Source organism: Bacillus cereus group sp. BfR-BA-01316 (genome assembly GCF_022664195.1).
Taxonomy (GTDB): Bacteria; Bacillota; Bacilli; order Bacillales; family Bacillaceae_G; genus Bacillus_A.
This window is the reverse complement of the sequence record NZ_JAKUGX010000004.1, coordinates 204,273-219,504: the sequence shown is the minus strand read 5'-3', so window position 1 is coordinate 219,504 and position 15,232 is coordinate 204,273. Positions and strand designations below refer to the sequence as shown.

The window sequence follows — 15,232 nt, the reverse complement described above, 5'->3', positions numbered from 1 at the left end:
TTTAAGTTTTTTTGTGGATTTAGGTCTTGATAACGTACGAAATTCGCGTTTTGATGGCGAGACCCCATCGCCATCAAGCTAAGATTTTGAAGTAACCCCTAATATAGGATTTTTTCTTATTAAGCAAACGGGATAGATTGTTAAGGACCTCATTTTTAAAGCCCATGTTAGATAGGTATATAAAATTAGTATGAAGGTGTGAAATCAATTGTAAAATGATAGTTTTAGAATAAGTGAATAAGAGAAATAACCACCATTGATTATTTCTCTTTTCATATACATATTTATTTTTGGAAAAATAGCCTGACTCCAAATACTAACAATACTGTGCCAGTAATACCCTCTATTGTACGGTTCACTTTTTCTTTTCTTAAAAAAGTTCTTAATTGACGTATTAGTGAGATATAAAGTAAATACCATATTGCTGTCAAAGTCGTAAATGTGAGTCCTAACAAAAGAAATTGGAAGAGATGACTTTGATTGCTCACAATAAATTGGGGTAGAAAACTAAGGAAAAATACAGCAGTTTTTGGATTTAAGATTGCCGTGGTAAATCCTTGTCTAAAACTTTTAATCGTTCCAATATCCTTAGAGTTCATTCCCACTAAACCTGACATATCTTCTTTTTTAGAAAAGGCACTTTTAATTGACTTTACAGCTAAGTAAATTAAATAAAAAGCCCCAGCATATTTTATTAATGTAAATAGCATAGCAAATTTCATTAGGATAGCAGAAAGTCCTAGTGTAGCCATTATTGTATGAATCATCATTCCAGATACCGTTCCTAAGACGGTCTTTATCCCACCATTTTTACCATGAGAGATAGTGTTTTTTGTAACTAAGGCAAAACCGGGACCAGGCATTATTATGATTAGGATTGCTGTAAGGATAAATAACAAATAATTTTCCATGTTCTAGTATTTCCTTTCCAAATTTTAGTTTTGCCTATAGTATAGCTTTTTTACTTAAAACATTAAATATAAAAAGCGTGATCAGGAGTTTATCGAGGTTATTAGTATCAATTTGACCAAACATTATCCCAAAGCTACATTGATAAAACACACGGCAAACTTATGGGTAAAATTACAAGCTCGGCTCTCACAAAAAACGGGATAAAAAAATAAACAGCGGAACTAGTCCACTGTTTATTTCGTCACACCCTCATGTAATTTTTCTGTATAATCCTTTACATCTTTCCAGCTATCTTTCGCTGTATTTAAATCTTCTTTTATAAACGTAAATTCTTCTGGACTGATTCCTTTTACGTTTTGTAGTAAATTATTATATTTTGCACCTACCGTATACCACTGATTTGATATGTTTTGCAGTGCTGTAATTGCTGCATCAATTGTTTCTGTCATGTTTGTTGTTTTATTTTTCACATCTGTCAAAATTGCCACTTCTGCCTGCGCTCCAGAAATTCTATCTTTTAAATTGGCTATTTCTCTTTCTGCATTTGCGATATCTTTTTTCGCAATCGCAATCATCGGGCCGCCAGCAAGACAAGTTATTAGTGCTACGCAAAGTACGCCACCAGCAATGACCATATCATTACTCTTTTTGATCGAATCGTTATATGTATTGATTTGTTGCTCTAGAGCTGGAATGCCAGCGTTCGTACTTGCCAAAATCGCTGTTAATTGATTTGTATCCTCTTTAAAACTATTTGTGTCTTTCGCCATTCTATCGCGAAAAGCTTTTAAATTCCCTAATAATACATCTACTTCATTTTGATTCTTTAAAATATCCGCATACAACTTTTCTAAATCCGCTTTTAATTTACCGCTATCTTTTTGATCAATCGCTACTAGCATGTCACTATAGTACGCTTGAAAAGTATTGTTGTACTCGATAATATTTTGATCCGTTTTCATAATTTGAGGCTTCATATTATTTAACCAATACGCCGCGTTAATTTTTGCATCTCTTTGGTGCTGAACCATATTTCCTTTAAACTCACCATTAATTGAACTTATTTTACTCAAATCAGTCTCTTGTTGATTTTGAATTAATTTTGCATATGAATCCATTGCGAATATGCTCGACGTCGTTTGCGCCATTACATCTTGGAATCCTGCTGGTCCTAGAGAATAATTTTTCGCATTTTCTTGTAACATTTTTACGTTTTGTTCTGCTGCGAAAGGATGTAAAGGAAACGCATTACTCGTTGCCACCCCAGCAATCATTATCGTTAAAAGACATTTTTTATAGAAATTATTACGCATACTTATCACCTATTCTCTTATGAGGATGTGAAACGTTAGAGGTAAAAAAGCTCCTGCTCATTACTGAACAGGAGCTCTCTGTTTTAAAATATTAATCATCTGTACATAATGTTGTAACAGTTTAATCGCTATTATGCTTTCTTCGTATCTACTACTTTAATATCTTCAGCATAAATTTTTTCTGCATAGTCTTTAATGTTTTTCCAGCTATCTTTCGCAATGTTTAAATCTTCTTTAATGAAAACAAGGTCGTTTGGACTAATTGAATCTACATTTTGAAGTAAAGAATTGTATTTTGATCCCATTGTATACCATTGGTTTGAAATGTTTTGCAACGCTGTAATTGCAGTATCAATTGTGTTTGTTAAATACTCAGTTTGCGTTTTAATGTTCGTTAGTCCTGCCACTTCTAATTGGGCAGTTGTAACTTGTCCTGTTATCTTTTGAATTTCTGCCTGTGCATTATCAAGCTCTTTCTTCGCTAATACGATTCCTGCTGTACCACCACCTACTGCTGCTGCACCACCTGCAATTAATGCGATTCCTAGCGGAGTTCCTGCTCCCGTAGCAATAACAACCGCACCACCTATAATTGCAATTGGTCCTAATGCTGTCGCAACGGATGAACCGATAATAATTGCATTATATTTACTAATTGCTTCATTATACGTCGTGATTTGATTTTGCAAGAGCGGAATTCCAGCATCTTGACTAGCTAAGATAGATGTAATTTGATTTGCATCTCCCTTGAAATTTTGAGTATCCGACGTCATTTTATTTCGGAATTTCTTCAAGTCTTCTACTAACTGATCTACTTGCGCTTTATTTTCATTAATACTACTTGATAATCTAGTTAAACCTTTCGTAAGTGTTGCTTTATCCTTTGCATCAACCGCAGCAACTAAAGTATCATAATAGTTTTGGAATTTCGTATTGTAATTAATGATATTTTGATTTGTTGAAATAAGCTGTGGCTTCAATACATCTAGCCATTGTTTTGCATTCCCTCTAGCTGTATCTTGATGCTGAATCACTTTTCCTTTTAAAGCGGCATCAACTGACGATACATTTCCAAAATTAACATTGCCTTGTTTAATAATTGTTAAAGCGTACAGATCCATTACTAAAGCGTTAGAACCTGTTCTTTCCATTGCATCTTTAAGGCCTTCTGGTCCTAATGAATATTCTTCATACTCATTATAAGCTTTTGCTACCGCATGAACTGGAGCTTGTTTCACTGTACTTTCAGCTGCATACGTATGAGCCGGTATAATATTCCCTGCTGCAAATACTGCCATAAGTGCTGATAGAGCCATTACTTTATAAGGTTTTTTTGTCATTTTTCTTCTCTCCCTATATCGCTAATTATTTTTCTGTTTAATGTACTTCAACGTTTGTAACGTAATCTTCAAATTGATTTGTTTGCTTATTCATTTCATCACTTACTTTTTTAAGTTGATTGAAATGTTTTTGAAGTAAACTACTATCTGTATACGTGCCTTCTTCAATATTTTTTTGAATTTGGATCATATTATTGTTTAAAACTTTCCAATCCGTTAATAACGTCTCTAAAGTTGTAATTTGACGATCAATTAGTTCTGTAAAGCTACTTACTTGATCTTCAACGAATGTAATTTGAGTCGCCTCTGATTCAGTTTGTGATAACTTTTGAATAAGTGGTAACAGCTCTTTTTGCTTTTGTTGAATACGAAGAGCTGCTTCCCTCGTTTGACTATCTGCAGCATTTACAATTTCATTACTTAAAGTACCGATAGATACAAAATCGATTGTTTTCGTTTGTGCAGTTTGATTTGTAATTGTAAATACTTGTTTACCGATATTAATAGAACCTTTAATAATTTCTTGAGGTCTATTCAAAATAGTAGTTAGTTCAGCTTGAATTTCCCCTTGAATTCTTTTAATATCTTCTCTTAATTTCACAATATCCCCATTTGATCCTTGCAATGTTTTTATTGCTTCATCAGCTTTAATCGATAAATTGTTACTATCTTTATCTAATACCGTTTTAAATCGATTTAGTTCTAATAAATCTTGCTCCATACTTTCCTGAATCGTTTGTACTTGCAATTGTAATTTTCCATATGCATTTGTAAAATCTGCTTTTGCCTGTTCATCTTCATTTACTTTTCCTGCTAGTTCATAGAGCTTACTATAATAGCTATTAAATCTAGTGCTGTATCTCATCATCTCTTGATTTAAGTCGATTAGCTTCGGATTATATTCATCAATCCACTCTCGTACATTCGCCTTTGCAAATTTTTGATGATTCGTCAAACTACTCATCGCATTTACCTTAATGTCTGGCTGTTGCAAAATAACTAATCCGTATGCTTGTATAAGCGGTGACTGTGATCCTAACATTCTAATTGAATTGGATAATGTATTTGGAGCAATTACATTTTGCACATATACTGTTTTCACTTCTGTTTGCCCCTCCTTAGCGTAAGCGCTTACAGGAATGAAGCAACTCGTAGATACTGCTGTAACCAATAACCCTGTAATTAAAGTCTTTTTCACTTTAACTCCTCCTATGTATTAGCAACTATTACTATCGCATTTTAGTATTCTATTTTCTTGCAAATAATTTGAGATGGTTCAAATAGAGAACATTCTCACCGTGATTCATGTACGAACCACCTCTCTCAAATTTTATTGCTACAGTACTTACTTATTGTTATAAAACGTTCCATAACTTTTCATATGTGCTTAGTATGAATAAGATTGTATAAATTTTCTATTTTATCGCAATTTCCACATTCACACAGCGAATATATTACATAAAAATATTATTCATTTTAAACTAATTAGCGTATGAAAGTATGAAATTTCGTTTTGTTTTCATGTAAGTTTTGTACTGTAAAGTCATTTAAACACAGCTATTTATCTAACGTAAAGAAGTATTTTCATTCCCTTTATTTTCAAGCTCTCATGTCCTTATTCCAAAATAAAATCCGATTCACTTCCCCGATTAAAATATCCATATATCACAACAGAAAACACTAATTACTCACAACGAACAAAATTATATCAATATACCTTTTCGCTGAATATGCAATTATGCATAGAGTATACACAAAAAGGATAGCTTCACTTTCGTGAAACTATCCTTAAAAAATCTTCTTACTTTTTCAAATGATACGGTACTGTCGTAATAACAACATTTCTTCGATACAGTAAATACGCACGAATTAATAAACTAGACTGATTATGAAGAATGTTATGCCAACCTTTTTTCGGAATAAACTGCGGTATAACGACCGTAACTCGGTAATTTGATTCACTCGCTTTATATTGCACTGTATCAATAAACTTTGTTAACGGTTGAATAATACTTCTATAATGAGAATGTAATGTAACAAGCCTTACTTCAGGTTGCCACTTCTTCCACTTCTCTTCAAATTTCTTTTCCTCTTCTCTGTCAAAAGAAACATATACAGCGATAACTTGATCTGGAGAAAGAGCTTTAGCATAGTTCAATGAATTTTCTACTACATGAGTCATACCAGCTACAGGAACAACAATTACATTCCCCTCAATCGGAATAAGCGGTTCACAAGTTTTTAAACTTAGTTGATCGCCCACTGCATCATAGTGCTTCTTAATTCGGTGGAACAAGAAGATAATAGCAGGTAAGAAAATAAGGATCGACCAAACTTGTGCGAATTTAGTTAAAAAGAACATGCTCATTACGATAAAACTAATGACTGCACCAATTAAATTAACCGTTAATCTCAAAGCCCATCCTTCAGGTTTTTCACGAAGCCATTTTAGTACCATTCCAGTTTGAGAAAGTGTAAATGGTATAAATACTCCTACCGCATATAGCGGAATTAAATGTTCTGTTTGTCCTTGGAAAGCTACAATTAAAATAATTGAAGAAATCCCAAGTATAATAATACCGTTTGAATAACCTAGTCGGTCTCCTCTAATCGTAAACATTCTTGGTATAAACTTATCTTTCGCAAGATTAACCGCTAATAAAGGAAATGCAGAATAACCTGTGTTAGCAGCAAGAATTAATATTAAAGCTGTTGTACCTTGTATGAAATAGTACATGAAATTACGTCCAAATGTTTGTTCAGCTATTTGTGAAACGACTGTTACTTCCTTACTCGGTGTAATTCCGTAATAATATGCTAAAAAGACAATTCCTGAAAATAAAACAGCAAGTAACGCCCCCATTGCAAGCAATGTTTTTGCTGCATTGTTTGGGGCAGGATCTTTAAAGTTCGGAATTGCGTTAGAAATTGCTTCAACACCTGTTAATGCAGAACTACCTGATGCAAATGCTCTTAACAGTAGAAATAAACTAATTCCCGCGACTGGTGTTCCAATTGGCGAATGCAGCGTGGGTGAAACTTGACCAGTTAAAATATTGTATACCCCTACACCAATTAATATAAATAAAGCTAGAACAAATAAATAAACCGGATATGCTAAAACGGAAGCTGATTCCGTTACGCCTCTTAAATTTAAGATGGTAATCAATATGACAAATATAATCGCAATGATTACATTATGTGCATGTAAGCTGGGAAAAGCAGATGTGAGCGCATCTGTACCCGCCGATACACTTACTGCAACGGTTAAAATGTAATCTACTAATAAAGATCCTCCTGCTATTAAGCCGGGATTCGTCCCTAAATTCTCTTTTGATACAACATATGCCCCGCCGCCATGAGGATAGGCAAAAATAATTTGTCGATAAGATAAAATAAGAGCTGTCAATAATACTAATACCCCAACAGCTATTGGAATTGAATACCAATAAGCTATTGCTCCAAGGCCGGCTAAAGCGATTAAAATTTGCTCTGGTCCGTATGCAACCGATGATAAAGCGTCAGAAGATAAAATTGCTAGCGCCTTCGTTTTATTAAGCTTTTGCTCTCCTAACTCAGTTGATTTTAACGGCCTTCCAATTAAAAACCTTTTGATAGATGAAACCAATGCTGTCCACTCTCCAATAATTTTGCACGAATTTTTCTGCTAATTACAGCGGATAAACTATTTCTTCAGAAAACAAAAAATGTCTACAAGCCATAACGAAATAGACTTGTAGACATTAATTTTTTTGTCGCACAAGCTCCACCTTCCTTCTCAATATAACGCTTACGAGGTTAGCTGTCGGATTCGGACCTATGAGTAGCCCTACCTTTTTCAAGGATTCACCCCATTGAATTATGCACTAATTCATTAAAACGGGTCCCCCGCACCATGCGGTTTCAGCGATTTAGAAAATTGAAACTGTGGATTATAATACTCCTTTATTTTTAAAAAGTAAATAAAAATTTTCATGAAATAACTCAAATTTTAAAAAGCTAAAAAAATTATGATGATTATGTATGATTCCAGAATAAATAATCATAATTAATAATATTACATCCATTTAGGAGGCTCATATGTCAAAGAAAAAGAAACCAATCTTATCAGATTCTTTTTTAGATGAAGTTAGAAAAGAAATCAACCATCTATACGGTAATATGGAAAAAGAACGAGATATTACACAAGAAAATAAAAGGAATCGATAATTGATTTGAACTAAGTTACAACATTAAAAAAGTCTGTTTTTACATAATGTAACTTAAAACAGACTTTTTTATTCTTAAACACCGATAAATCTATTGCGTATAAATTACAACAAGCATCCAAATGGCTAAAGCAGAAATAACTGCAAGTACTATACGAGTAGATAGTACACGTACTTCAAAATTTGTCTTTTTTGATGGTTCAGGATATGCAATAATATAGATCCCTTTTAAAAGTGATAACCACCCTATAAGTGTTACAAAGCCTTGCCAATTGAACTCCCATACATTATGCAAAATAACTGTGCTTACGCCTAAGAAAATTGATAAAAATCCATACATAATTCCAGAACCTCTATCTTCCACAACTAGCCTTTTCAATTCGCGTAACACGGATGGCCGTATAAAAAGAATTCCGGATACAATTAATATAATCCAGCCCCAAAACAAACCTAAAAAAGTAATTATAGTCATGCTCTCCTCTCCTTTCCATCATATTTATATTTCAATAAACACCATTTTTAGAACTCACTTCTTTATCTATGTATTAAGAGCAAACATCCAATTTCATCAAATGCTGTTTTTATCATTTTCCGATAGAAAACTCCCACCTCAAGGAATGGATAGGACATTGTCCAATGAGTAGGTAGGAGATGAATGGAGGTTAGGCAAAAGCCTAAAGGTTTTGCTTGCTGAAGAATCAGTATAAGGTATCAGTATTAGTTCGTTCCTATAGAAAGAAAATGCTGCATATCCGAAGCATCCTTACATCTACGGAATTGTTTCCATTGTAAAAGTTTCTTTCATTTGTATATTTTTTTTGAATGGGACAGAGGATTTTCGACAAAAAAAAGAAACAATACGTGAGAAGTATTGTTTTTGCTATATTCTGATATCGTTTCCATAAATATCATGAAAACGATTGTAAACAAGTAAAAATAGAAAGAAGTATAGAAGAAGCAATAATGCTTTCTCTATACTTCTTTCATTTCACTAATACAAATAAACTATACCAATTCTTTATTTAAAAACATTTCTTGATATAATTTTAAGTTTTGATATACTACTTCCAATAATGGAGTATCTATATGAAGTTGCTTTGCTAGTTCCAACAAGTATCCTTGCAAATGTTTCCCTTCAATGAACGAACCTTTTTCCATATCACGTTGCATAGATGACTTCATATCATAAGAAATTTTATCAATTGTTTTCATATGCTCTTCAACAATGTTCTCCTTAACTGGAGCCCCCAATGCCCTCATAATTTGCACAGATTCTTCAAATAAGTTTCGGATAAAATCACGTCCACCTTCACTTTCACGAATCGGACCTATTGGTGCACGCATTAATGTTGTCACACCTGACATTACAGTAATAAATAAATATTTATGCCACATATCTTGCATAATATTTTCACTTAAAACAAAACTAGCTTTCGTACCCGCAAATATTTTAGAAATACGTTGCATCCTCTCAGAATCTTGAGGCTTAGTTTCCCCGAATATAAGTCGGTTGGCAACACTAGTTTGCACAACATCACCTTCACTATTTAATGTCGTTTCGATAAAGCATAAACCGCCAATTACTTTTTCTTCACCGAATTCATTTTGTAATAGTGATAAATGAGCGATACCATTTAACAATGGAATTATGACTGTATTCTCACCTACAAATGGTTTCAAATCTGTTATTGCCTTGTTTAGGTGATACGCTTTTGTTGAGAATAATATTACATCAAACGGAGCAGTTATATCTTCTTTCGTTATTAATTTCGGTTGAAATGAAAAATCTCCATTAATACTTCGGATAACTAAACCTTTTTCCTCTATTTGTTGTTTCCGTCCACTACGAACGAGAAACGTAACATCTTCTCCCTTTTCGGCAAGTCGTCCACCAAAAAATCCTCCAACGCCTCCAGCTCCTAATACTAAAATACGCATAATACATCCCCCTTTTCAAAATACAATTATACTACTTTTAGTATACATAATATTATACATGTCCCCTAATAAATAAGCTGAATTTTTCATTCTTAATCATATGAAAATCCAGCGGTTATTTTTTAGTAGATTAGGGCATGTTGTTTCTATAGCTTACATTGAAAGGAAACAATATAAATGGAGGCAATACAAACGATCGAAGAAAAATATGTAACAACAGCTATTTTTCAATTTATTTTCCCATTTTCGTTCAAGAGCGGATATGAACAAAATATGTTCCCTTTCTTACAAAAAAATGATTTTCGGCCTTTTCGACTCGATCATCTCGAAGATGAAAATACATATTATGGGGAGTTTAAAGTTTTACATCAAAATATGGAAGCATACTATCTTTCATTTACGAATAAAATTCTCTTTCCTCCTTCAGAGCATCAAAAAGGATTACAACGCTATTCTAAAGATCTTAATTTAAACGGACATTTAACAACAAATCTTATCTCCGTCCCGTTCACAGTACACTCAATCGATGTAACACTTTGTCCTTATGAACTTGGGTTTCTAACAATCCGAACAGAAGTTAACATCTCTCCAAATATGACATTATCAGACGCAATAGAATTCGCTGCTCACTTTCGCGTACTTGAAACGCGAAATGAAAAGGACGAGAACATTTGTATAGAATGTAACGGAAAAAGATATTCACAAGTTGAAAAGTTCATTTTTGGTTATTTATTTAACGGCTTAACGGACTTCTTTGAAAAGAAAAGAGTAAGAAGTTCATACTTTCAAACCTTCCCTTTCTTCGAAGACCAAAGAATGTACGTTCAAACTTTATTATCTCTAAAAGAAAGTATGGAACTTAATGTAGTTGATGTTTACCGTACTTCCAGTCTTTCTGGATTAACAAGTGATGGTAAACCATATGTAAGTGCAAACAATCTCCCTTATATTCATGATTATTTAAAACAACACGCCTATCAAAGGTGGGCTCCTAATCGTTATTTCATAATGGAAGAACATATTTTTACATGTATTACGAACGAAGATGACGATAAAGTAGCTAAACTTGCTAGTCAAATGTATGGGGAGTTTTATTACGCTTTATTATTAAACCTATTTCATAAAATTGTTTTATTAAAAATGGCAAACGCTTACGCTGAACTAAATATTGAACAAGATACAAATGAAATAGAGAAGTTAATCTACTCTATCAATTCGTTTACAGCTAATTATTTTTCTTTAGAATTAGTATCTCAATCACAAAGTGAAGATATTTTCTTTCGTTTAAGAAAACTTTTCAACATTGAAATACTATATACGAACGCGAAACAAAATCTTGATAGTTTGTTTAAATATCAAGAAAATGTTGCTTCTAAAAAAGATAGCCTTTTATTATTAATTTTAACGCTCTACTCTGTAGTGGGCCAAATGTTAGGGTTTACGATAATTGACCTTTTAAAAAATACCGATTCAAATCATATATCTTCACCTCTTGAATACTTTGCTCTATTAATAGCTAGTAGTGGCATAGTCATTTCACTGATTTTAGGTGTACAAGGTTTATACCAATGGGCTATACAACATAAAAATCGAAAAGCATGGGTAAAACAAACTGTATTATCTGCTGTGAAAGAGAAAGAAGATACAAAGTAAATAAAAAAACAGATGGCAGCACGATGCTACCATCTGTTTTCTATTATGCTTACTTCCCTGCTTCGATTTTTTCTAATGCAGCAGCTACTTGCTCTTCTGTTAATTCACGTTGCACTATATAACGATTACGTGGGTGTACACGACATTCATGAGAACATGCACGTAAATGTTTTGCTTCACTTTCTTCAGAACATAAAATTTTCTTGTTACATTCTGGATTTGCACAATTTACATAGCGCTCACATGGCTCTCCTGTAAAATGATCTTTACCAACGATAACATGTTCTTTTTGGTTTACTGGTACAGCGATACGCTCATCAAATACGTAACATTGACCATCCCAAAGTTCACCCTGTACCTCTGGGTCTTTTCCGTACGTTACAATTCCGCCGTGAAGCTGACTTACATCTTCATGGCCTTCTCGAACTAACCAACCAGAGAATTTCTCACAGCGAATTCCACCTGTACAGTACGTTAAAATCTTTTTACCTTCAAGTGTTTCTTTGTTTTCTCTAATCCAATCTGGTAATTCACGGAATGATTCAATATCTGGTTTGATCGCACCTTTAAAGTGTCCTAAATCAAACTCATAATCATTTCGTGCATCAATGATAACTGTATTTTCTTGCTTCATTGCCTCATAGAATTCTGTTGGTTCTAAATATTTCCCAGTTATTTCTTTTGGATTAATGTCATCCTCTAAACGAAGTGTAACTAACTCTGGGCGAGGACGTACGTGCATTTTCTTAAATGCATGTTCATCTGCCTCATCAATTTTAAAAACGATTCCAGCAAAACGTGGGTCATTGTTCATTACTTCCATGTATTTCTCTGTTTGCTCAACAGTTCCAGAACAAGTTCCGTTAATTCCTTCTGTTGCTACAAGAATTCTTCCTTTTAACTCAAGTGAATTACAAAATTCTAAATGCTCTGCAGCAAATTCTTCTGGGTTTTCAATTGTTGTGTACATGTAATATAGTAATACTCTATATGGTTTTGTAGTTGCCAATGTATTTCTACCACCTATCTAAATTTTAAAATCATGTATAAGTTAACGTTCATATCAAAACATATATAATAAGAAAATATATACAAAATTGTACTTAGCCTATTTTCTTCTATTTACAATTTTTTCTACAAGTTAACAGAAATAAAAACAAGATTACAGAACAAAACACTACGGTTAGGTTGTAATCCCAATATATTATATATCATACAATTTCATTTCCATCAATTAATATGCTGTAATATAGGCTGTATGTTCACATAAATTTCAAAAACAACCCTATATTTTATTATCTTCTCCCTTATTCAGCAACCATAAACTCCCATTTTTTTTGCATCGTCACACCATTCATTGCGCACAGTCATATAATTTGCATTAAGGAAACTTTTATGTTCAAATGAAATTGTCACATAATATATCTAAATGTATTGAAATAATGAGTAAGAATAAAATGAAACTTTAATCAGTGGGGCTTTTACGAACAGTTGATCTCCCACCTAACTTCCTCGCATTCGCCGAAATTCGAGGGGGGAGTCTTACTGCCCGCAAATAGCAGGATAAATACAATAACTTCATCAAGTTAAGATTTCAAAGGGGAAAACTACTATGAATAAAGATATAACAAAAGATGAACAAGTCCCTTCTCAAAGTACAACAGTTCAATCAGCCCATTTAGCGTTAAGCGGACAAACAAAAGGCTTTAAAAGACTGTTACCATTCTTAGGGCCTGCTTTTATCGCATCAGTTGCTTATATTGATCCTGGGAACTTCGCTACAAATATCGCTGCCGGGTCACAATATGGGTATTTACTACTTTGGGTAATACTCGCTTCTAATTTAATGGCTGTATTAATTCAAACTTTATCAGCAAAATTAGGAATTGCTACTGGGAGAAATCTTCCTGAAGTTGCTTGCGAAAACTTCCCCAAACCAGTTTCCATCGGTTTATGGATACAAGGTGAACTCGTTATTATGGCTACAGATTTAGCTGAATTTATCGGGGCAGCACTCGGCTTATACTTACTATTTGGAATTCCGATGTTACCAGCTGCTTTAATTACAGCAGTTGGATCATTTATTATTCTTGAATTTCAACGCAGAGGCTTTCGTCCATTAGAAGCTATCATAACAGGAATGATTTTTATCGTTGTTATCGCTTTTGGTATCCAAGTCTTTTACGCAAAACCGGAATTAAGCCCTCTACTCTCAGGACTTTTCACTCCAAAATTCCAAGGTGTAGATAGCATCCTTTTAGCAGCTGGAATTTTAGGTGCGACAGTAATGCCGCACGCGATATATTTACATTCGGCCTTAACGCAGCGCCGTGTAGTCGGAACAAATGATGAACAAAAGAAAAAGATTTTCCGCTTCGAATTCATCGACATTATTATTGCAATGGTTATCGCTGGAGCTATTAACGCAAGTATGCTAATTGTTGCTGCTGCACTATTCTTTAAAAATGGTCTACACGTTGAAGATCTTGATGTTGCTTTTAACCAATTTAGCAACTTAGTCGGTCCTGCATCCGCTGCTTTATTTGGAATCGGACTTTTATCAGCGGGATTATCTAGCTCTTCTGTCGGTACAATGTCAGGTGATATTATTATGCAAGGATTCATTCGAATGCATATTCCGTTATACTTACGCCGATTTATAACAATGATTCCACCGCTGGTTATTATCGCTTTAGGTGTAAATCCAACTTACGCTCTCGTAATGAGCCAAGTCGTTTTATCATTCGGTATTGCTTTTGCATTAGTACCACTCATCATGTTCACAAGTAATAAAAAGATTATGGGCGCACTCGTTAACCATCGCATTACAACATTCACCGCATGGTTAATCGCCGCTCTCGTTATCATTTTAAATATTTTCTTACTGTATCAAACGTTTGTTGGTTAATGAAAAAGGGTATTCCAATTTTAATTTGGAATACCCTTTTTCAGCGAAATAAATTTCTTCTAATTACCACTTATGTATGCCCCTCTTTCAGGCATCATCGCTCCTTTTTCAGTTCGAAAGTATAGCGGTAATCCTTCCGTAAGAAACATACTCGTATTAGATGGATCCTGCCTCTGATGATGAATATGTAAATGTGGTTCACTGGAACTTCCCGAGTTACCAACTTGAGCAAGAACCTCCCCTTCATTTACGTGTTGTCCTTCTTTAACTTTAATTGACCCTTTCTTTAAGTGGGCGAGAAATAAAAATGTTCCTGTTTCATCTAGCTGTATATAAATGTGATTTCCTGCCATTGACTGAAAATCATCGGATCCCGGAACTAAATCTTTTTCATCATTATTAATTGATACAACTGTTCCAGAAGCCGGTGCCAGTACATCTGCGCCATATATTCCATAATCCTTTAACTTATTACTTTTCACTTCAGCAGGTGGAATGAGAATATCGTATGCCCATCGTTCATTTGGTTTTATCACATGATAATTCTTCTCCAATCGATCACCACCCCAACCTACTAACGCCCGTTTGTTCAATGGAAAGCGGACTACTACTTTAGGAGTCATAGACTCTATATCTACTGGATAAGCAAGTCCACCTATGTTAGCGAACCACCCCATGGGCCAAGCTCCAATGATAGAGAAAAGAACTATTAAGAGTAGCAATCTATCTATCCGCTTTCTAAAAATGCTTTTCCAAACAAACATTACTACTGATCCTATTAAGATAAAAATTGAAACTAAACTAAAAGCTTGTATAACCCACCAAATAAAAACTGATATTACACCATTAGCTAAAAAAACAACACTCCAACTTGTAATTAAAAAAACACATAAAATTGCGAGCAAATATTTCTTCCACATGTTGTATCCCTACTCTCATATCTTTATTCTCAATGATACA

At 33.9% G+C, this 15,232-nt stretch carries 12 protein-coding genes and 1 riboswitch; of the genes, 3 read left to right on the top strand and 9 right to left on the bottom strand.

Annotated elements, in window-relative coordinates:
• Positions 1 to 284: 284 nt before the first annotated feature.
• From MR071_RS05675 to MR071_RS05655, 5 genes are all read right to left on the bottom strand, one after another.
• Entirely contained in the window at positions 285 to 911 is a 627-nt protein-coding gene (locus MR071_RS05675; protein WP_242235346.1) for a LysE family translocator, read from the bottom strand.
• A gap of 234 nt (positions 912 to 1,145) precedes the next feature.
• Positions 1,146 to 2,225 carry a non-hemolytic enterotoxin subunit C gene (nheC, locus tag MR071_RS05670; protein WP_242235344.1) on the bottom strand — a complete coding sequence of 360 codons (1,080 nt, stop codon included), beginning with the start codon at positions 2,223 to 2,225 and terminating at the stop codon, positions 1,146 to 1,148.
• 131 nt (positions 2,226 to 2,356) lie between these two features.
• Entirely contained in the window at positions 2,357 to 3,565 is a 1,209-nt protein-coding gene (gene nheB / locus MR071_RS05665; RefSeq protein ID WP_105583799.1) for a non-hemolytic enterotoxin NHE subunit B, read from the bottom strand.
• A gap of 37 nt (positions 3,566 to 3,602) precedes the next feature.
• A complete protein-coding gene (nheA, locus tag MR071_RS05660) occupies positions 3,603 to 4,763 on the bottom strand; it encodes a non-hemolytic enterotoxin NHE subunit A (RefSeq protein WP_105583800.1) in 1,161 nt (386 codons plus the stop codon).
• A gap of 603 nt (positions 4,764 to 5,366) precedes the next feature.
• Complete coding sequence (locus MR071_RS05655; protein ID WP_105583802.1) at positions 5,367 to 7,193, bottom strand: APC family permease; 1,827 nt, start codon at positions 7,191 to 7,193, stop codon at positions 5,367 to 5,369.
• A gap of 144 nt (positions 7,194 to 7,337) precedes the next feature.
• Positions 7,338 to 7,484, bottom strand: a riboswitch (cyclic di-AMP (ydaO/yuaA leader).
• 161 nt (positions 7,485 to 7,645) lie between these two features.
• On the opposite strand from MR071_RS05655, the gene MR071_RS25465 reads away from it, so the two are divergent.
• Positions 7,646 to 7,774 carry a hypothetical protein gene (locus MR071_RS25465; RefSeq protein ID WP_255295617.1) on the top strand — a complete coding sequence of 43 codons (129 nt, stop codon included), beginning with the start codon at positions 7,646 to 7,648 and terminating at the stop codon, positions 7,772 to 7,774.
• A 90-nt stretch (positions 7,775 to 7,864) separates the two neighbouring features.
• Here MR071_RS25465 and MR071_RS05650 read toward each other — a convergent pair whose 3' ends face one another.
• Together MR071_RS05650 and panE are read right to left on the bottom strand one after the other, a co-directional pair.
• Complete coding sequence (locus tag MR071_RS05650; protein ID WP_105583803.1) at positions 7,865 to 8,245, bottom strand: hypothetical protein; 381 nt, start codon at positions 8,243 to 8,245, stop codon at positions 7,865 to 7,867.
• Positions 8,246 to 8,778: 533 nt separating this feature from the next.
• Positions 8,779 to 9,711, bottom strand: a complete 933-nt coding sequence (gene panE, locus MR071_RS05645; protein WP_242235339.1) for a 2-dehydropantoate 2-reductase — start codon at positions 9,709 to 9,711, stop codon at positions 8,779 to 8,781.
• A 177-nt stretch (positions 9,712 to 9,888) separates the two neighbouring features.
• On the opposite strand from panE, the gene MR071_RS05640 reads away from it, so the two are divergent.
• Positions 9,889 to 11,364 carry a hypothetical protein gene (locus MR071_RS05640; protein WP_242235337.1) on the top strand — a complete coding sequence of 492 codons (1,476 nt, stop codon included), beginning with the start codon at positions 9,889 to 9,891 and terminating at the stop codon, positions 11,362 to 11,364.
• A gap of 49 nt (positions 11,365 to 11,413) precedes the next feature.
• On the opposite strand, the gene trhO is transcribed toward MR071_RS05640, so the two are convergent.
• The gene (trhO, locus tag MR071_RS05635) at positions 11,414 to 12,373 is read right to left on the bottom strand and encodes an oxygen-dependent tRNA uridine(34) hydroxylase TrhO (protein ID WP_242235335.1); all 960 of its coding nucleotides are present in this window, start codon (positions 12,371 to 12,373) and stop codon (positions 11,414 to 11,416) included.
• Between the two features lie 603 nt (positions 12,374 to 12,976).
• On the opposite strand from trhO, the gene MR071_RS05630 reads away from it, so the two are divergent.
• On the top strand, positions 12,977 to 14,272 hold the full coding sequence (locus MR071_RS05630) for an Nramp family divalent metal transporter (protein ID WP_242235333.1): 1,296 nt from the start codon (positions 12,977 to 12,979) through the stop codon (positions 14,270 to 14,272).
• A gap of 59 nt (positions 14,273 to 14,331) precedes the next feature.
• Here the strand turns inward: MR071_RS05630 and MR071_RS05625 are convergent, their stop codons facing one another.
• Positions 14,332 to 15,192, bottom strand: coding sequence for a M23 family metallopeptidase (locus MR071_RS05625; protein ID WP_105583808.1), 861 nt, complete (start codon positions 15,190 to 15,192; stop codon positions 14,332 to 14,334).
• Positions 15,193 to 15,232: the final 40 nt, after the last annotated feature.